The 16,800-nt window shown below is 73.0% G+C and carries 18 protein-coding genes; 10 read left to right on the top strand and 8 right to left on the bottom strand.

Annotation, left to right across the window (positions count from 1 at the left end):
* Positions 1-44 precede the first annotated feature (44 nt).
* Positions 45-1,085, bottom strand: a complete 1,041-nt coding sequence (locus ACFWM7_RS23720) for an NAD(P)-dependent alcohol dehydrogenase (RefSeq protein WP_383263570.1) — start codon at positions 1,083-1,085, stop codon at positions 45-47.
* Positions 1,086-1,247: 162 nt separating this feature from the next.
* On the opposite strand from ACFWM7_RS23720, the gene ACFWM7_RS23715 reads away from it, so the two are divergent.
* Positions 1,248-2,177, top strand: a complete 930-nt coding sequence (locus tag ACFWM7_RS23715; RefSeq protein ID WP_383263569.1) for a helix-turn-helix domain-containing protein — start codon at positions 1,248-1,250, stop codon at positions 2,175-2,177.
* Positions 2,178-2,218: 41 nt separating this feature from the next.
* On the opposite strand, the gene ACFWM7_RS23710 is transcribed toward ACFWM7_RS23715, so the two are convergent.
* From ACFWM7_RS23710 to ACFWM7_RS23700, 3 genes are all read right to left on the bottom strand, one after another.
* The gene (locus ACFWM7_RS23710) at positions 2,219-2,941 is read right to left on the bottom strand and encodes a ScbR family autoregulator-binding transcription factor (protein ID WP_383263567.1); all 723 of its coding nucleotides are present in this window, start codon (positions 2,939-2,941) and stop codon (positions 2,219-2,221) included.
* 192 nt (positions 2,942-3,133) lie between these two features.
* Entirely contained in the window at positions 3,134-3,982 is an 849-nt protein-coding gene (locus ACFWM7_RS23705) for an NAD(P)H-binding protein (RefSeq protein ID WP_383263566.1), read from the bottom strand.
* 12 nt (positions 3,983-3,994) lie between these two features.
* Positions 3,995-4,939, bottom strand: a complete 945-nt coding sequence (locus ACFWM7_RS23700; protein ID WP_383263564.1) for a ScbA/BarX family gamma-butyrolactone biosynthesis protein — start codon at positions 4,937-4,939, stop codon at positions 3,995-3,997.
* Positions 4,940-5,098: 159 nt separating this feature from the next.
* On the opposite strand from ACFWM7_RS23700, the gene ACFWM7_RS23695 reads away from it, so the two are divergent.
* Positions 5,099-5,737 carry a ScbR family autoregulator-binding transcription factor gene (locus tag ACFWM7_RS23695; RefSeq protein WP_383263563.1) on the top strand — a complete coding sequence of 213 codons (639 nt, stop codon included), beginning with the start codon at positions 5,099-5,101 and terminating at the stop codon, positions 5,735-5,737.
* Between the two features lie 34 nt (positions 5,738-5,771).
* On the opposite strand, the gene ACFWM7_RS23690 is transcribed toward ACFWM7_RS23695, so the two are convergent.
* Positions 5,772-6,737 carry a GlxA family transcriptional regulator gene (locus ACFWM7_RS23690; RefSeq protein ID WP_383263562.1) on the bottom strand — a complete coding sequence of 322 codons (966 nt, stop codon included), beginning with the start codon at positions 6,735-6,737 and terminating at the stop codon, positions 5,772-5,774.
* A gap of 69 nt (positions 6,738-6,806) precedes the next feature.
* Between ACFWM7_RS23690 and ACFWM7_RS23685 the strand changes: the two genes are divergently transcribed.
* Positions 6,807-7,757 carry an NADP-dependent oxidoreductase gene (locus ACFWM7_RS23685; RefSeq protein ID WP_383263560.1) on the top strand — a complete coding sequence of 317 codons (951 nt, stop codon included), beginning with the start codon at positions 6,807-6,809 and terminating at the stop codon, positions 7,755-7,757.
* 80 nt (positions 7,758-7,837) lie between these two features.
* Here ACFWM7_RS23685 and ACFWM7_RS23680 read toward each other — a convergent pair whose 3' ends face one another.
* Positions 7,838-8,449, bottom strand: a complete 612-nt coding sequence (locus ACFWM7_RS23680) for a LysE/ArgO family amino acid transporter (protein WP_383263559.1) — start codon at positions 8,447-8,449, stop codon at positions 7,838-7,840.
* Positions 8,450-8,514: 65 nt separating this feature from the next.
* On the opposite strand from ACFWM7_RS23680, the gene ACFWM7_RS23675 reads away from it, so the two are divergent.
* The 5 genes from ACFWM7_RS23675 to ACFWM7_RS23655 all read left to right on the top strand — a co-directional run bounded on the left by ACFWM7_RS23675 (position 8,515) and on the right by ACFWM7_RS23655 (position 13,111).
* A complete protein-coding gene (locus tag ACFWM7_RS23675) occupies positions 8,515-9,435 on the top strand; it encodes a LysR family transcriptional regulator ArgP (RefSeq protein ID WP_383263557.1) in 921 nt (306 codons plus the stop codon).
* 236 nt (positions 9,436-9,671) lie between these two features.
* On the top strand, positions 9,672-10,052 hold the full coding sequence (locus ACFWM7_RS23670) for a hypothetical protein (RefSeq protein ID WP_383263555.1): 381 nt from the start codon (positions 9,672-9,674) through the stop codon (positions 10,050-10,052).
* A 134-nt stretch (positions 10,053-10,186) separates the two neighbouring features.
* Positions 10,187-10,861, top strand: a complete 675-nt coding sequence (locus ACFWM7_RS23665) for a response regulator transcription factor (RefSeq protein WP_383263554.1) — start codon at positions 10,187-10,189, stop codon at positions 10,859-10,861.
* On the top strand, positions 10,861-12,198 hold the full coding sequence (locus ACFWM7_RS23660) for a sensor histidine kinase (protein WP_383263552.1): 1,338 nt from the start codon (positions 10,861-10,863) through the stop codon (positions 12,196-12,198). The genes ACFWM7_RS23665 and ACFWM7_RS23660 overlap by 1 nt, the downstream gene beginning before the upstream one ends.
* Before the next feature lie 52 nt (positions 12,199-12,250).
* On the top strand, positions 12,251-13,111 hold the full coding sequence (locus tag ACFWM7_RS23655; protein WP_383263550.1) for an endo alpha-1,4 polygalactosaminidase: 861 nt from the start codon (positions 12,251-12,253) through the stop codon (positions 13,109-13,111).
* Positions 13,112-13,127: 16 nt separating this feature from the next.
* On the opposite strand, the gene ACFWM7_RS23650 is transcribed toward ACFWM7_RS23655, so the two are convergent.
* A complete protein-coding gene (locus tag ACFWM7_RS23650; RefSeq protein WP_383263548.1) occupies positions 13,128-13,916 on the bottom strand; it encodes a VOC family protein in 789 nt (262 codons plus the stop codon).
* Between the two features lie 257 nt (positions 13,917-14,173).
* On the opposite strand from ACFWM7_RS23650, the gene ACFWM7_RS23645 reads away from it, so the two are divergent.
* Positions 14,174-14,758 (top strand): DinB family protein, encoded by a 585-nt coding sequence (locus ACFWM7_RS23645; protein ID WP_383263547.1) that lies wholly within the window; start codon positions 14,174-14,176, stop codon positions 14,756-14,758.
* A gap of 27 nt (positions 14,759-14,785) precedes the next feature.
* On the opposite strand, the gene ACFWM7_RS23640 is transcribed toward ACFWM7_RS23645, so the two are convergent.
* Complete coding sequence (locus ACFWM7_RS23640; RefSeq protein ID WP_383263545.1) at positions 14,786-15,451, bottom strand: lysophospholipid acyltransferase family protein; 666 nt, start codon at positions 15,449-15,451, stop codon at positions 14,786-14,788.
* Between the two features lie 236 nt (positions 15,452-15,687).
* Between ACFWM7_RS23640 and tsaD the strand changes: the two genes are divergently transcribed.
* Complete coding sequence (tsaD, locus tag ACFWM7_RS23635; protein WP_383263543.1) at positions 15,688-16,758, top strand: tRNA (adenosine(37)-N6)-threonylcarbamoyltransferase complex transferase subunit TsaD; 1,071 nt, start codon at positions 15,688-15,690, stop codon at positions 16,756-16,758.
* The last annotated feature ends 42 nt before the right edge of the window (positions 16,759-16,800 follow it).

Below are 16,800 nucleotides of genomic sequence, written 5' to 3'. Positions count from 1 at the left end.
CCTCAGGTGCTCGGGGCGGAGAAATAGCCGGGTGGGCGGGGGCCTCAGATGGTCGCGGTGTCGATCACGAAGCGGTAGCGGACGTCGCTCGCGAGGACCCGCTCGTACGCCTCGTTGACCTGGTCGGCGCCGATCACCTCGATCTCGGCGCCGAGCCCGTGCACGGCGCAGAAGTCCAGCATCTCCTGGGTCTCCTTGATCCCGCCGATCGCCGAACCGGCGATCGACCTGTTGCCCAGGATCAGGGAGAAGAGGTTCAGCGAGATGGGCTCCTCGGGGGCGCCCACGTTGACCAGGGTGCCCTCGGTGCGCAGCAGGCCGAGGTAGGCGCCGAAGTCCAGCGGGGCCGAGACGGTGGAGAGGATGACGTCGAAGGTGCCGGCCAGCTCCTCGAAGGTCTGGGGATCGCTGGTCGCGTAGTAGTGGTCGGCGCCCAGCTTGAGCCCGTCGTCCTTCTTCCGCAGCGACTGGGAGAGGACGGTGACCTCGGCGCCCAGCGCGTGCGCGATCTTGACGGCCATGTGGCCGAGGCCGCCGAGTCCGACGACGGCGACCTTCTTGCCGGGGCCCGCGCCCCAGCGCTTGAGCGGGGAGTACGTGGTGATGCCCGCGCACAGGAGGGGCGCGGCCTCGTCGAGGGCGATGCCCTCGGGGATGGAGAGGGCGAACTTCTCGGTCACGACGAGGTGGGTGGAGTAGCCGCCGTAGGTGGGTTCGCCGCTGCGGTCGAGCGCGTTGTACGTCTGGGTGTTCCCCTCGGCGCAGTGCTGCTCGCGGCCCATCCGGCAGGCGTCGCACTGTCCGCAGGAGTCGACCATGCAGCCGACGCCGACGCGGTCGCCGACCTTGAACCGGGTGACTCCGGAGCCGGTCTCGGCGACGATCCCGGCGATCTCGTGGCCGGGCACCATCGGGAAGAGGCCCTCGCCCCAGCCGTCGCGGGCCTGGTGGATGTCGGAGTGGCAGATTCCGGCGAACTTGATGTCGATCAGGAGGTCGAACTCGCCGACCGGGCGGCGCTCGATGGTGGTGCGCTCCAGCGGGGCCTTGGCACGGGGAGCGGCGTAGGCGGCAACGGTGGTCATGCCGGAGGTTCTCCTCTGGGTGATGCGGTAGGAACGTGTCCCAGAGTCACATCGTGTCCGACGTTTACCCAGGTCACCGCTTTGCCTACGTCCAGCGGTCCTACTACTGAGGGGGACAGGCTCCGGCGCCTACGACCAGGAATCCCAGGAATAATGGAGGGCATGGACGATCAGCCGGAGGCCGCCGCTCCCGAGCCGCTGGACCGGCGCGCCGAGCTCAGTGAGTTCCTGCGCACCCGCAGGGCGAAGCTCCAGCCGCAGGACGTGGGGCTGCCGGACTTCGGCCGGCACCGCCGGGTGCCCGGGCTGCGCCGGGAGGAGCTGGCGCAGCTGGCCGGGGTGTCCGTGGCGTACTACACGCGCCTGGAGCAGGGCAACGGGCGCAATGTGTCGGCCGAGGTGCTGGACGCGATCGCGCGTGCGCTGCGGCTCACCGACGCCGAGCACGCGCATCTGACCCATCTGGCGAGGCCGGCGCGGCACAAGAAGAAGCGCCGCCCGGCGAGGGTGCAGCGGGTGCGGACCGGGCTGCTGTATCTCCTGGACAGCATGGACGGCATCCCCGCGTACGTGACCGGGGCGCGCTCGGACATCCTCGCCTGGAATCCGATGGCGGCCGCGGTGTTCGGCGACTGGGGCGCGCTGCCCGCGGCCGAGCGGAACTGGGCGCGGCTGGTGTTCCTCTCCCCCGCCTACCGGGACCTGTTCGTCAACTGGGACTCCAAGGCCTCGGACATGGTCAGCTATCTGCGGCTGTACGCGGGCTGCCACCCCGACGATCCGGAGCTGTCGGCGCTGGTGGGCGAACTCTCGGTCAAGAGCGACGAGTTCCGGCGGCTGTGGGCCACGCACAACGTCAAGGAGAAGGGCCACGGCGTCAAGCTGATCCGGCATCCGCTCGCCGGAGACCTGACCCTGTCGTACGAGACGCTGAACCTCCCGGACGACGAGGAGCAGCACCTGGTGACCTACCACGCGGAGCCGGGCTCGGATTCGGCCCAGGCCCTGCGCCTGCTGGCGAGCTGGGGAGCCGACGCCACCAGGGCGGACGTGATCAGCGGCGTGCGGCGGGGCCCGGCCGACGAGCGATGAGGACGAACTCCCGGCCCGGCGTCCCGGTTTGCACCGGCTGGTCAGGTGGCCTCGGCCGCCGCCGCTGTCGCCCCCGCTGTCACTTCCGCCGGTGACTCCGTCCCGCCGACGACGAGCCCCGCGAGTGCGGGACCTCGGGTCGGCGGGGCCGTGCGGGTGCCGGACGGGTCGACGCGTGGAAAAGCCTCCGCGGCGGCGAGCCGGGGCAGCAGCAACTGCCAGAAGCCGGTGAGCCGGTACGGGGAAAGCCACTCGGGGTCGTGGCGGCCGAGCATCTCGAATCCGGCCGTCACGGCGACGGTCGCGGCGGCCGCGTCCTCGCGGGAGATGCCGTCGGCGAGGGTTCCGGCGGCGGCCGCCTCGTCCAGCAGTTCCCGTACGCGGTGGTGCCACTCCATCCGCAGGTCCGGAGCGGCGGCCCGCTCGCCATCGCAGCTCAGCCGGAATCCGGCGCGGCTCACCGGGTCCTCGCGCAGTCGCTCCGCGAGAGCGTGCGAGCTGTCGACGAGGGCTTGCAGGGCGGTGTCCGTTCTGCGCCGGATCGCGGTGGACAGGTCGCGCAGCCCTCGGGACGCCTCCGCCACCACGGCTTCCGCGACCGCGGCCTTGTTCTCGAAGTGGAAGTGCAGCGCGCCCGTGCTGACGCCTGCGCCGGCGCTGATCAGCACCAGCCGAGCCTGGGCGTAGCCGTGCTGCTCGAAGACGACGGCGGCGGAGCGGATCAGCGCTTGGCGGGTACGGGTGGCGCGCTCCTGTTTGGTCACCGGGGCCTCCGTGTGGGGGCGAGGCGGCCGGATAGAGGGCCCGCGCCGGTCGGGGGCTCCCCGCCGGGGCAGTGGGACGGCGTCATGGAGTTATCAAACCAACTTACCGGTTTGATTTCCAGGGAACGGAGGGATACGCCACGGCTTCCACGGCCTGTCAGGGGGCGCTTCCCGCATACCCGCGAGGCGGAGCTATTCGGCTGCGAACGCGTCCGCGTGGTCGGCCGACCAGACGCGGTACGACCTGGCTTGACGCCCCGTCAGCTCATGGACCGTGGTTGCCACGGCCGCCTTCGCGCCCTCCCGCTGCCGCTCCGCGCTCTCCAGGAAGGCTTCCGCGACGGGCCGCGAATACTTCGCCAGCAGGGCCGTGCGCGCCGCGTCCACGCCCAGTTCCTCGAAGCGCAACGGCCGCCCCAGCGCCCGGGAGAGCTGAGCCGTCTGTTCCCGCGCGGTGATCGCCTCCGGGCCGGAGACGGCGTACGCCCTGCCCTCGTGCCCCGTACCGGTGAGGGCGGCGACGGCCACCGCCGCTACGTCGCGGGGGTCGACGCACGCGACCGGGGCGTCGCCGTACAGGGCGCGCACCACTCCCGCCGAGCGGATGCCGGGCGCCCAGGACAGGGTGTTGGACATGAACGTCCTGGGGCGGACGAACGTCCACGGCACCCCCGACTGCCTGATCGCCTCTTCGTTCTCCCGCTGACGCCGGGTGATGAAGTCGTCGGCTCCCGGCTCCTCGACCGCCATCATGGACAGCTTGACCAGGTGGCGGACGCCCGCCGGGGCCGCGGCCGCGGCGACCCGCTCGTCGTCGGGCTCCGTGGGGCTGTTCGTCACCAGGAACACCGAGTTGACGCCGCGCAGGGCCCGGTCGAGGGCGGTGCGGTCCCCGTACTCGCCCTCGACGACCTCGACTCCGTCCCCCCGTACCGTCAGCCGCTCGGGACGGCGCGCGAGAATCCGCACGGGGCCGGCAGCCGCCAGTTGTCCGGCGACCTCACGGCCCACCGCTCCGGTCGCACCCGTCACAAGAATCACTGGAGGCACCTCTCAGCCGTCGGCCCGCGGACCGGACAGGACCGTGGAGAAGACCAGTTCGCCGTCCTGATGGCCCGTCACCTGGACCGACACCGTATCCTCCGCCGCGCCCGACAGGACCGTCGCCCCGATCCAGCACGGGCTGCCGAACTCGGCGTACCGGTGGAACCGGGTGCTCGCCTCCGCCGGAACGATTCCGCCGGGCCCCGCCGCCAGGCAGGCCGCCTGACGGGCCGCCTCCAGCAGCAGCATGCCCGGGACATGGTCGTTGGGGCGCTGGAACAGCGTCGGATGCCGGGTGTCCACGCGCAGTTCCCAGACGCCTTCGCGGCCGGCGTCCGACAGCACCACGTCCTCGGCCCTGCCCCGGCCCGCGCGGGCGGCGTCGACCGGCGCCGCCTCCGGTATGGATATCCCCTCGGCGGGGGCGTCGCCGCGCATCCGCCGGTACACCTTGGGGCTGGTGAAGCGGGTCGCACCCATTCCCGTGGCCGCCAGCTCACCGTCGCGGTGCACCGCCCAGCCCACGCGCCCCTGCACGGGCAGTCCGGTCCGCCACTTCAGGTCCGAGCAGAACACCTCGACGTCTATCTCGGTGGGGGCGCCGCCGACGCCCCAGTGCTCCTGGTGGCAGACGTAGTCCAGGTCCGCCATCAGGAAGTGGTAGCCGAGCGGGACGCCGTACCCGGCGTGGAAGGCGAGCATGGCCGCCTGCCGCATCGCTTCGGCGACCAGCAGCGGGTCGTGCCGGTCGCCGCCCACCGGGGCGAAGAACGGGTGATCGTGCGGCAGTACCGCCGCCACCGAGAACCGATCGTGCGCCAGGCGCACCCAGTTACGCGGAAACGCGTCCTCGGGCCTGGTCCGGTGCACCATGTCGATCCCCACGGGATGCACCACCTCGGCCTCCGAATCCATAGCCGGCACCGGGTCGATCAGGGCTGCTGCTTCGGGCATAACTCCCCCCAGGGGTCATGTGATGGCGAGCCATTCCTGCGATGCACGTGCGCTGATAAGATACAGACTCAGCGGTTTTTTTTCTATCCCCGGCAGGGCCGCCCCTCCCCACACCGTCCCGGCCGTTTCCCGGGCCACCGGCCCAGCAAAGGAGACAGGATGGCCAAGCAGGACCGGGCGATCCGCACCCGCCAGACAATCCTGATGGCAGCGGCCCAGGCTTTCGAGAAATACGGCTACCAAGCCGCCACGATCACCGAAATACTCAAAACCGCCGACGTCACGAAAGGCGCTCTCTACTTTCATTTCCCGTCCAAGGAAGATCTCGCGCTCGGTGTTCTCGACGCCCAGGCGCCGCCCCAGACCGTTCCGGACCAGGCGCTCAAACTCCAGGAACTCATAGACCTGGGCATGCTGTTCAGCCACCGTCTTCAGACCAGCCTTCTCGCCCGCGCGGGCGTCCGCCTGTCGATGGACCAGCAGGCTCAGGGCCTCGACCGCAGCGGCCCTTTCCTCCGCTGGCAGGAAGCCACCCACCACCTCCTCACGCGGGCCAAGCACAACGGTGAGCTGCTCCCCCACGTCAACCCCACCGAGACGGCGGACCTGTATGTGGCCGCTTTCGCGGGCACCCAGGCCGTCTCCCAGACTCTCACCGATTACCGGGACCTGCAGCGCCGCCACATCACGCTGCAGCAGCACATACTCCCCAGCATCGCCGCGCCCTCCGTCCTCACCGCCCTCGATCTGACCCCGGAGCGCGCCGAACGTCTCAGCCTCCTCGATCCCGTCGGCTGAAGCAGTCGGGTGGGGCGCGTGCGGACGTCCTCCCCTAGCTGCGCCCGGAGGCGAGGACGGCGCCGCGAAACGTACGCCGGTAGGCCAGCGGGGTGACGCCGATGGCAGCGTGCAGGTGCTGGCGCAGCGAGGCGCCGGTGGCGAAGCCGACCTGGCCGGCGATCTCGTCCACCGCCAGGTCCGTCGACTCCAGGAGGTGACGGGCCCGGTCGACCCGCTGCTGGACGATCCAGCGGCCCGGGCTCATGCCGACCTCCTCGTTGAAGCGCCGGGCGAAGGTGCGCAGACTCATCCGGGCGTGGTCGGCGAGGCTCGCCAGACTCAGCGGCTCCTGGAGGTTCCGCAGCGCCCAGTCGCGGGTGGCGGCGGTGCCGTTCGCCGCCGGGTCGGGCACCGGCTGCTCGATGTACTGGGCCTGTCCCCCGTCGCGCCACGGCGGTACGACGCAGAGCCGGGCGACCCGGTTGGCGACATCACTGCCGTGGTCCTCGCGGACGAGGTGCAGGCAGACGTCGACGCCGGACGCCGCGCCGGCCGAGGTCAACACGCCCCCGTCGTCGACGAAGAGGACGTTCGGGTCCAGCTTCACCTGGGGGAACCAGGACCGGAAGAGCTCCGCGAGGGCCCAGTGCGTGGTGGCCCGCCGGCCGTCCAGCAGTCCGGCGGACGCGAGGACGAAGGCGCCGGTGCAGATGGACACGACGCGGGTGCCGGGAGGTACGGCCGCGAGCGCCGCGACGACGTCGGCCGGCGTTTCCCGGGTGAGGCGGGAGGTGTCGAAGGGCGGGATGACGAGCGTGTCCGCCGTCGCCAGCGCCTCGGGGCCGTGCTCGACGGTGATCGAGAAGTCGGCGTTGGTGCGTACCGGCCCGCCGTCGGTCGTGCAGGTCACGACGGAGTAGCGGCCGTCCGCCGCTCCGAGGACCCGGCTCGGGATGCCGAGTTCGAACGGATACACCCCGTCCAGGGCGAGAACGACGACGCGGTGCGCGTTTCCCATGGCACGATCCTGTCGAAAGATGGCAATCATGCCATGGTACGCCGGGCGGGCAGCGGCGAGGCTGGACGCATGACGAAGAACGAGAGCATGCACGCCATCAGTCAGAGCGCCTACGGAGGGCCCGAGGTACTGGAGGAGGTCCGGCTTCCCCGGCCCGTGGCGGGACCGAGCCAGATCGTGGTCGCCGTCCGCGCGGCCGGAGTGAACCCCACGGACTGGAAGCACCGGGCCCAGAGCATGTTCCTGGACCGGCTGCCCCTCGTCCTGGGCTGGGACGTCTCCGGGGTCGTCGAGTCGGTGGGCTTCGGGGTGACCCTCTTCAAGCCGGGCGACGAGGTGTTCGGCATGCTGCCCTATCCGTACGGTGTCGGCTCCCACGCCGAGTTCGCGGTCGGCCCGGCCCGCGCCTTCGCCCACAAGCCCGAGGGCGTCGACCACGTCCAGGCCGCCGCCCTTCCGCTCGCCGCGCTCACCGCCCGCCAGGCGCTCGTCGACACGGCGGACGTGCGCGCCGGGCAGCGGGTCCTGATCCACGCCGCGGCCGGCGGGGTCGGTCACCTCGCCGTCCAGATCGCCAAGTCGCTGGGGGCGTACGTCATCGGCACCGCGAGCGCCGCCAAGCACGACTTCGTACGAGGACTCGGGGCGGACGAGGTCATCGACTACCGGAGCGTGGACTTCGGCGACGCGGTGAGCGACATCGACATGGTGCTCGATCCGCTCGCGGGCGAGACACGGGCACGTTCGCTCGATGTCCTGCGCCCGGGAGGCATCCTCGTGTCGCTGCTGCCGGGCGGCGATCCGGCGGAGGCGGCGAAGGCCGCCGCGCGGGAGGTCCGGGTGGAGAACCTGCTGGTCGAGGCCGACCACGCGGGCATGACGGCCATCGCCGACCTGGTCCGGGCCGACGAGCTGCGCGCCCACGTCGAGGCGGCCTTCCCGCTCGCCGAGGCGGCGAAGGCGCACGCGCTGGGCGAGACCGGCCGCACCACCGGCAAGCTCGTCCTCGTGGTGTCGTAAGCCCGCGGGGCGCCCGGGCACCCGCGCCTCTCCCACGTTTCTCCCGCACCTCTCCCGCGTACGGAACGGGCGCCGGGCGTTCAGGCGCCCAGCGCCAGTTTCGTGCCGAGGCCGATCATCATCACGGCGACCAGGCCGTCCAGCACCCGCCAGGCGGAGGGCCGCGCGAGGACTCCGCTCAGCAGCCTGGCGCCGAACCCGAGCGCCGCGAACCAGCACACGCTGGCGAGGATCGCGCCGAGGCCGAAGGTCCAGCGCAGGGGCCCCCGGTCGGCGGCGACGGACCCGAGCAGGAACACGGTGTCGAGGTACACGTGCGGGTTGAGCCAGGTCATCGCCAGGCAGGTCAGCACGACGGCCCGACGCGAGGTGGCCGGGGCGTCCCCCGCGTGCAGGGCCGAAGGGCGCAGCACGCGGCGGGCGGCGAGCAGTCCGTAGACGATCAGGAACAGGCCGCCGAGCAGCCCCACCACGGTCAGCGCCGACGGCCAGGCGACGACGACCGCGCCGACCCCGGCGACGCCCAGCGCGATGAGCACCGCGTCGGACAGGGCGCAGATCCCGACCACCGCGATCACGCCGTCCCGGCGGACGCCCTGGCGCAGCACCAGGGCGTTCTGGGCGCCGATGGCGACGATGAGGGAGAGGCCGGTGCCGAATCCGGCGGCCGCGGTGGTCAGCGCGTTCGTCATGCGGTCGACGCTACGGAGCACGCCATCCTGATCCAGCTAAGGATTCTTACGTATCATTAGCTGTCATGATGCCCGAGCTTCCTCTCGATCAGGTGCGGACGCTGCTGGCGGTGGTCGACGAAGGCACGTTCGACGCGGCGGCGAGCGTCCTGCGGCTGACGCCTTCGGCGGTCAGCCAGCGCGTGAAGGCGCTGGAGCAGCGCACGGGCCGGGTGCTGCTGATGCGCACGAAGCCGGTGCGGCCGACCGAGTCCGGTGAAGTGGTGGTGCGCTTCGCCCGCCAGCTGGCCCGACTGGAGCGCGACGCGCAGGCGGCGCTCGGGATGTCCGGGCCCGGCGAGCCGACGCAGCTGTCGATCGCGGTGAACTCCGATTCCCTGGCGACCTGGTTCCTGCCCGCCCTGCGGCGCGTGCCGGAGGAGCTGGGCCTCGCATACGAGCTGCGCCGGGAGGACCAGGACCATACGGCGGCCCTGTTGCGGGAGGGTCTGGTGATGGCCGCGGTGACGTCGTCGCCGGAGGCGGTGACGGGCTGCTCGGTGCGCGGTCTCGGCCGGATGCGGTATCTGCCGGTGGCCAGTCCCGGTTTCGCCGACCGGTGGCTGGGGCGGCGGGAGGGCACGACGTTGCGCGAGCTGATCGGTGACGCGCCGGTGATCGGCTTCGACCGGCGCGACGATCTTCAGGACGCCTTCGTGCGCCGGCTCGGCCTCGCGCCCGGGGCGAGCGCCCGGCGTCATCTGGTGCCGACGTCGGAGGGGTTCGCGAACGCCGTGGCGGCGGGTATGGGCTGGGGCGTGGTGCCCGAGGTCCAGGCGGAGCCGTTGCTGAGCGCCGGGCGGCTGGTGCTGCTCTCCCCGGATCACACCGTGGACGTCCCGCTGTACTGGCAGCAGTGGAAGCTGGACTCACCGGCGCTGGCGGCCGTGGCCGAGGCGGTGGCGGCGGAGGCCGCCGAGGCGCTCGACGGCGGCCGGCCCGCCTGACCGGCGCGCCCGCCCACCGCCGGCGAAGTCCCGTCACGATCAGGATGCGGGCAACGGCCGGGATGCGGAGGTGGATTGGCAGGCACGAGGGGCGGTGTCCCGGCTCGTGCTGGGCCAGATGGCCGCCCAAGCTCTGGGCACGGCGGTGCGGTTGGGAGTCTTCGACCGGATCGGGTCGGGCGAGTCGAGCGCCGACGAGCTCGCCGGGCTTCTTCGGCACCCATCCGCAGGCGACGTTGCGCCTGCTGCGCTCCCTGGCCGGACTCCAGCTGCTGTCCGAGACGGAACCCGGCGTCTTACGGCCCACCGCGGCGGGCGACTTCCTGCGCACCGGCATGGCCGACTCGATGGCCGCCATGGCCCGGATGTTCACCGATCCGGTCATGCTGCGGGGCTGGGACCTGCTCGACGAGAGTGTCCGTACTGGAGAGACCACGTTCGACACGGTGTCCGGGTCCGATTTCTTCGGCCGTCTGAAGGAACACCCGGCGATGTCCGCCGCGTTCAACGAGGCGATGAGCCCAGGGCACCCGGCTGACCGCCGAGCGGCCGGGAGCGGACCGTGGAGGACTTCGCCGCCCTGTGCACGGCGGGCGGCTTCGCCCTCCGGAGCGTGACGCCGCTGCCCGCGCCCAACATCTTCCAGATCGTCGAGGCGTCACCGGCCTGACCGGCCGCCTCGGGCCGGATGCGCGGGACGCCCTAGACTGGCGGGCCTCTCCCCCGGAAAAGACTCGGAGGCATCCTCCCCATGCGTGTGCTGCTGGTGGAGGACGACGACGACCTGCGGGAGGTGATCGCGTCCGGTCTGCGGGGCGGGGGCTTCGCCGTGGACTGCGCCTCCGACTGGCCGGAGGCGGACGAGCTGCTGCACGTCCATGCGTACGACTGTGTGGTGCTGGACCGGCTGGTGCCCTCCGGTGACACCCTCGCCCCGCTGGAGGCCAGGCGTCGGGCCGGCTGGTCGGTGCCCGTGCTGTGCCTCACCGCCCTGGACACCCTGCCGGACCGGTTGCGGGGGCTGGAGAGCGGGGCGGACGACTATCTGGCCAAGCCGTTCGCGATGCGTGAGCTCGTGCTGCGGGTCCGGGGCCTGAGCCGACGGGCGCCGGTGCGGCTGCCTTCCTTCCTGAGCTGCGCGGACGTGGTCATGGACGTGGCGCGGCACGAGGTGCGGCGCGGTGGTGTGCTGCTGTCGCTGAGCCCGAAGGAGTACGCCGTGCTCCAGCAGCTCCTGGTCAACCGGGACACCGTCGTCACCCGCACCGGGCTGCTGGAGCACTGCTGGGACGAGATGGCCGACCCGGTCTCCAACGTGGTGGACGCCGTCGTCGCGGGCCTGCGGCGCAAGCTCGGCTCGCCCGCGCTGGTGCACACCGTGCGCGGCCGGGGGTTCCTGCTGTCCGCGGAGCCGGGGCCGTCCTGATGGCGGAGCCCGTACGGCGTCACCGCTCCCCCGCCAGGAGGCGGCTGCGCCGGCTGCAACTGCGGCTGACCGCCGCGTACACCCTGATCACCGTCGTCGGGCTGGCCTGCCTGTCCTGGCTGGTGATCCGTACCGACGACCGGGCGCGGCAGGACGCCGAGTACGACGAGATGCGCCGCCGGGCGTCCGTCGCCGCCTCGCTCGTCTACTACGAGGACGACCGGATCCGGCTGGACGGCCTCGGGGACGACGAGGCGACCGCGGGAACCCCGCAGATCCTGGTGCTGGAGGGGCGGCCCGGCGGTGATCCGGTCACCGTGTTCCGGGGCCGCACCGCGCAGTTCGCCGTGCCGGCCGGGGAGATCCGGGAGGTGACCCGTTCGGCGATGGACGAGGAGGGGCCGGTGCGGGCCGAGGCGCGCGACCGCTCGGGAGAGCCGGTGCGTCTGCTGGCCGTGCCCTTCTACCACGACGCCACCGACGCGGTGGCGGGCGCGGCCGTCGCGGTCGGCGATCCGGAGCGCGGCGCGGCCGAGCACCGGAGTCTGGTCCTGTCCCTGGTCGTCGGGGCCGGTGCGCTGACGGCGGTGGCCGCGGTGACCGGGCAGGTGCTGTCGGGGCGCAGCATGCGGCCGGCCTGGCAGGCGCTGGAGCAGCAGGAACGGCTGCTGGCCGACGCGGCGCACGAGCTGCGGACCCCGGTGGCGGTGATGCGCGGGTCGGTGGAGGTGGCCGCCGGTGCTCCGGGCGGTCTCGACGCTCACCTGCCCCGGATCCGGCGGGCGGCGGACCGGATGGCCGACGTCGTGGAGAACCTGCTGGCCCGGGGGCGGCTGGAGGCCGCCGTGGACGTCGTACGGGCACAGCCGCTGCGGCTGGACCAGCTCGTCGAGGAGGTGTGCGCGGAGCTGCCGGGGAACGGGCCCCGTCCGGAGTTGCGGCTCGCGGAGTCGGTGGTCGAGGCGGACGCGGCGCTGGTGCGGGTCGCCGTGCGCAATCTGCTGGACAACGCCGTACGGCACGGCCGGGGGCCCGACGCGCCGGACCGGGCCGAGCTGCTGGTGACGGTGCGCGGACCGGAGGTGTGGGTCGCGGACCGGGGTCCGGGAGTGGACCCGGACCGGCTGCCGGAGCTGATGGAGCGGTTCAGCTCGCCGGGCGGGGGTACGGGGATCGGTCTCTCGCTGGTTCGGCGGATCGCGGAGGTCCACCGGGGGACGCTCACCGTCCGGGCCCGTCCCGGCGGCGGCGCGGAGTTCGTGCTACGGCTCGCACCCGACCGGTCGCGGCCGGCCCGCCGGCGCGGTGGGGGCTCCGCCCTCACGATTCGCTCATGATCGGCCGTCCATGATGCTGGGGAAGGTCCGAAGCCCACGCACGGGAGTCCGTATGCCCCAGCACGCCGTCCGTTCTCCGCTCCGCCGCAAGCGGACCCTCGCCGCCCTGGCCGGCGGGGCCGCGCTGGCGACGGGAGCGGGGCTGCTCCTGTCCCACGCCTTCGCGACGGGCCCCCCGGCGAAGGCAGCGCCGAAGGTCGTACCGCCCACCGCCAACGCGGCCTTCGACTACCAGATCGGCGGCGCGTACACCCCGCCCACCGGGGTCAAGGCAGTCTCCCGGGACCGTAGCGCGAAGCCCGCCAAGGGCCTCTACAACGTCTGTTACGTCAACGCCTTCCAGACCCAGCCCGACGCCCTGACCTGGTGGGAGAAGAACGACCCCGATCTGCTGCTGCGCGACGGCGAGGGCGAGCTGGTCAATGACGAGGTGTGGGGCGAGGCGCTGCTCGACACCTCGACCGCGGGCAAGCGCACCCGGCTGGCGAAGATCGTCGGCGGCTGGATCGACGGCTGCGCGACGTCCGGTTTCCAGGCGGTGGAGCCCGACAACCTCGACTCCTACGAGCGGTCCGACGGTCTGCTGACCCGGGCGCACAACGCCGCGTTCGCGAAGCTCCTGGCCGACCGTGCGCATACGGCGGGCCTGGCGATCGGCCAGAAGAACACCACGGACCTGCTGGGGCAGCGGGAGAAGATCGGATTCGACTTCGCCGTCGCCGAGGAGTGCGGCCGCTACGACGAATGCGCGGATTACGCCTCCGCGTACGGCAACAAGGTCTTCGTCGTGGAGTACACGGACCGTGACTTCACGAAGGCGTGTTCGTCCGTGGGGGCGAAGGTCTCCGTGGTGCGCCGGGATCTCGACGTCGTCCCCGCCGGGCGGCCGGGGTACGTGTTCCGCACCTGCTGAGGCCCCCGCACGGCGGTTACGCCGGGTGGGCGCAGACGGTGAAGATGCCCCCGTCGGGATCCCTGATCACCGCTTCGGTTCCGTCGGCGGGGGAGTCCGCCGGCGGGCCGGCTGTTCCGCCCGCCGCGCGGGCCGCCTCGGTGGCCGCTGCCAGGTCCTCGACCTGGAAGCGGACGTGCCAGCGGGGGCGCAGCCCGGGGTCGGGGGACGAGGCGTCGCCGCCGCCGCGCAGGGTGGCCACGGTGCGGCCGCCCTGCCGCACGACGACCGCGTCCTGCTGGTAGGCGTAGCCGACCTCGCAGCCGCCGGGCTCCTCGGAGGCCCAGTCGAACACCTCGGCGTAGAAGATCGCGGAGTCGAAGGCGTGGCTGGTGCGCAGTTCGAGGGAGGCCGGCGCGTCGTCGCGGCCGATCGACCAGGGCGGGGTGCGGCCTTCCCAGAAGCCGAACGCGGCCCCTTCGCGGTCGGAGGCCATGGCTCCCCGGCCGGGGCCCAGCCGGATCGGGCCGACGGCGATGGTGCCGCCGCGTTCACGGACCCGGGCCGCGGCGGTGTCGACGTCCGCGACGGCGAAGTACGGGGTCCAGGAGACGGCCGTGGGCAGGCCGGGGGCGATGCGTCCGATCCCGGCGACGGGCAGGGCGTCGACGTGGGCGACGGAGAAGCCGTCGCCGAGGGCGCCGGAGCGGAAGGTCCACCCGAGGACGGCCCCGTAGAAGTCCTGGGTGGCCCGCAGGTCCCGGGTCATGAGGCTGACCCAGCACGGAATCCCGTGCACAGGGGTGCTCTGCTCTGCCTCGGTCATCGGGATCCGTCTCCTCGCCCCCGGTGGTGAGCCGTCGGACGCGGTCGCCGGTCCGCCGGGTGGGCCTGATGGTCACCGGCCGTCGCAGGCCGGTGCGCTCCGTGGCGTCACACGTCCTCCGGAGCAGCACGCCTCCATACCTACGCCGCCGGGGCGTCGGCCGCCACCCGGGCCGCGTCCGGGGACGGTGCGGGCGCACGCCCCGGCCTTCTCCGGGCCGGGCCCGGTATGTCAGTGCCCGGTGACAGACTGCCCGCATGACCGTCTCGCAGCCGAAGGCTGACCTCCAGCGCTATCTGCAGTCCGCTCGTGACGCCCTGTTGTGGAAGCTCGAAGGGCTCTCGGAGTACGACGTCCGCCGCCCCCTGACGCCGACCGGCACCAATCTCCTCGGGCTGGTCAAGCATGCCGCCGGGGTGGAGCTGGGCTATTTCGGCGAGACGTTCGGGCGGCCGTTCGGCGAGGTGGTGCCCGCCTTCGAGGACGACGCCGAGGCGAACCAGGACATGTGGGCGGCCGCCGACGAGTCGCGCGAGGACATCCTCGCGCTCCACCGCCGGGTGGCGGAGCACGCCGACGCCACGATCACCGAGCTGCCCCTCGACGCGGTCGGGCAGGTCCGGTGGTGGCCCGGTGAGCGGGGCCGGGTGACGCTGCACCAGATCCTGGTCCATGTGATCGCGGACCTCCAGCGGCATGCCGGGCACGCGGACATCGTGCGGGAGCTGGTCGACGGGACGGTCGGGCTGCGGGCCGGCACCGACAATCTGCCGCCGGGCGACCGCGCCTGGTGGGAGGAGTACCGGCAGCGCCTGGAGCGGACGGCGCGGGAGGCGGAGTAGCCACTCCCCCGGGGCCGGGCCGCCCTGTCAGCGTCCGGTGAGTGCCGCGGGTTCGCCGAGGTGGTGCGCGGCGGTGCGCCAGGCGGCGGTGACGGCTGCCCGGGCCGTGGCGGTCGCCGCCCCGACCTCCGGCGGAAGGTGCAGCGGGGCGCCGAGGTGGACGTGGAGCCGGGGGCGGCGGGCCGGGGCGGTGAGGAGCCCGGAGATCTGCTTGACGCACGGGCCCGAGGTCACGCGGCGGGCGCCCGCCTGGCCGAGCGGCACGACGGGTGCCCCGGACGCGTGCGCGAGGCGGGCGAGACCGCTGCGGAAACTCTCCGGCGGAGCTTCCGCCGCGTCCGTGCGGCAGGGCAGCCGCCCTTCGCCGTAGATGAGCAGATGGCGGCCGTCCCTGAGCGCGACGGCGGCCGCGTCGAGGGCGCCCGCGGCCCGTTCGGTGTTGCGGTGCACGGGCACGTGGCCGCCGCGCTCCAGGAGACGGCCGAGGACCGGGATGCGCCACAGGCCCGCGGTGGCCATGACGACGGGTTCGACGCCGAGGCGCAGCAGTGCGGCGAGGACGATGCCCGGGTCGGCCAGGGAGGTGTGGTTGGCGACGATGATGCTGCCGGCGGCCGGGGCCGTGGCGTGGTCGGACGTGACGGTGAGGCGTCCGAGCGAGGGGACGACGGTGGCGGCGATACGGCTGAGCACGGTTCTCCCGGGGTCCGGCGGGCGCGGCCGTCCTGGTGGGCGGCGGTGCGGCGCGGGGCCGGCCCTTTCCGGCTTCGCCCGCGACGCCCCTCATCGTCGTGGCGGCCAGGGGCACGGGGCCTGAGTGCGGGTACTCAGACGCCCTGGGTCGATCCCCCGGGCGGGGGTGCCCGCGGACGGTGAGCTACCTTGTTGCACATAGTTTGCATTTACGGGATGGGAGCAAGGAGGCTCACGTGGGCTCTCCCGTGGTGCTCGGCATCGAGTCGTCGTGCGACGAGACCGGGGCGGGACTGGTGCGGGACGGGCGGCTGCTCGGTCACGCGCTCGCCTCCAGCATGGACGAGCACACCCGCTTCGGCGGGGTGGTGCCGGAGATCGCGGCGCGGGCGCATGTGCACGCGTTCGCCCCGGTCGTGCGGCAGGCGCTGGAGAGCGCCGGGCTGCGCATGGCGGACATCGGCGCGGTCGCCGTGACCACCGGCCCCGGTCTCTCGGGGGCGCTCCAGGTGGGGCTCGCCGGCGCGAAGAGTCTGGCGTACGCGCTCGGCGTCCCGCTGTACGGGGTGCATCACCTGGCGGGCCATGTCGCCGCCGACACCCTGGAGCACGGTCCGCTGCCGGATCCGTGTGTGGTGCTGATCGTCTCGGGCGGATACACCTCCCTGCTGCTCGTACGGGATCTGGCCCGCGACCCGATCGTGCACCTCGGGAACACCGTGGACGACGCCGCCGGGGAGTGTTTCGACAAGGTCGCCCGGGTGTTCGGGCTGCCGTATCCGGGTGGCCCGGCGATCGACCGGGCGGCGCGGGAGGGCGATCGGGACGCGGTGGCGTTCCCGCGTCCGATGGCGGGGGCGAAGGACGCCCCGTACGCCTTCTCCTTCTCGGGGCTGAAGACGGCTGCCGCCCGGTGGGCCGAGCAGCAGCGGATCGCGGGCCGGGAGCTGCCGCTGGCGGACGCGGCCACGTCGCTCCAGGAGGCGGTGGCCGATGTGCTGACCCGTAAGGCCGTGGCCGCGTGCCGTGATCACGGGGTGGGCACGCTGGTGGTGGTCGGCGGGGTGGCCGCCAACTCGCGGGTGCGGGAGCTGGCGGAGCGGCGGTGCCGGGCGGCCGGGATCGCACTGCGGGTGCCGCCGCTGAAGCTGTGCACGGACAACGGGGCGATGATCGCGGCGGTCGGCGATCTGCTGGTGCGGGCCGGCACCGAGCCCGCTCCGCCGGAGGTCTCGATCGATCCGTCGGCGCCCCTGGAGTACGCGGCGCTGCATCCGGTGGCGCGGAGCGCGGGGCGGGCGGCCTGAGGTTCGGTCCCCGGTTCTCCCGGTTCCGGACGCCGGGGGGCG

The organism is Streptomyces sp. NPDC058375, assembly GCF_042723425.1.
Lineage (GTDB): Bacteria > Actinomycetota > Actinomycetes > Streptomycetales > Streptomycetaceae > Streptomyces > Streptomyces durocortorensis.
The sequence above is the reverse complement of the archived record's forward strand: the minus strand, read 5'-3'. Positions and strand labels throughout refer to the sequence as shown.

Excerpts from the sequence above, each read along its gene's own strand:
- ACFWM7_RS23720 (WP_383263570.1), bottom strand. The coding sequence starts at position 1,085 with ATGACCACCGTTGCCGCCTACGCCGCTCCCCGTGCCAAGGCCCCGCTG.
- ACFWM7_RS23715 (WP_383263569.1), top strand. The coding sequence starts at position 1,248 with ATGGACGATCAGCCGGAGGCCGCCGCTCCCGAGCCGCTGGACCGGCGC.
- ACFWM7_RS23700 (WP_383263564.1), bottom strand. The coding sequence starts at position 4,939 with ATGCCCGAAGCAGCAGCCCTGATCGACCCGGTGCCGGCTATGGATTCG.
- ACFWM7_RS23695 (WP_383263563.1), top strand. The coding sequence starts at position 5,099 with ATGGCCAAGCAGGACCGGGCGATCCGCACCCGCCAGACAATCCTGATG.
- ACFWM7_RS23690 (WP_383263562.1), bottom strand. The coding sequence starts at position 6,737 with ATGGGAAACGCGCACCGCGTCGTCGTTCTCGCCCTGGACGGGGTGTAT.
- ACFWM7_RS23685 (WP_383263560.1), top strand. The coding sequence starts at position 6,807 with ATGACGAAGAACGAGAGCATGCACGCCATCAGTCAGAGCGCCTACGGA.
- ACFWM7_RS23680 (WP_383263559.1), bottom strand. The coding sequence starts at position 8,449 with ATGACGAACGCGCTGACCACCGCGGCCGCCGGATTCGGCACCGGCCTC.
- ACFWM7_RS23675 (WP_383263557.1), top strand. The coding sequence starts at position 8,515 with ATGATGCCCGAGCTTCCTCTCGATCAGGTGCGGACGCTGCTGGCGGTG.
- ACFWM7_RS23665 (WP_383263554.1), top strand. The coding sequence starts at position 10,187 with ATGCGTGTGCTGCTGGTGGAGGACGACGACGACCTGCGGGAGGTGATC.
- ACFWM7_RS23660 (WP_383263552.1), top strand. The coding sequence starts at position 10,861 with ATGGCGGAGCCCGTACGGCGTCACCGCTCCCCCGCCAGGAGGCGGCTG.
- ACFWM7_RS23655 (WP_383263550.1), top strand. The coding sequence starts at position 12,251 with ATGCCCCAGCACGCCGTCCGTTCTCCGCTCCGCCGCAAGCGGACCCTC.
- ACFWM7_RS23650 (WP_383263548.1), bottom strand. The coding sequence starts at position 13,916 with ATGACCGAGGCAGAGCAGAGCACCCCTGTGCACGGGATTCCGTGCTGG.
- ACFWM7_RS23645 (WP_383263547.1), top strand. The coding sequence starts at position 14,174 with ATGACCGTCTCGCAGCCGAAGGCTGACCTCCAGCGCTATCTGCAGTCC.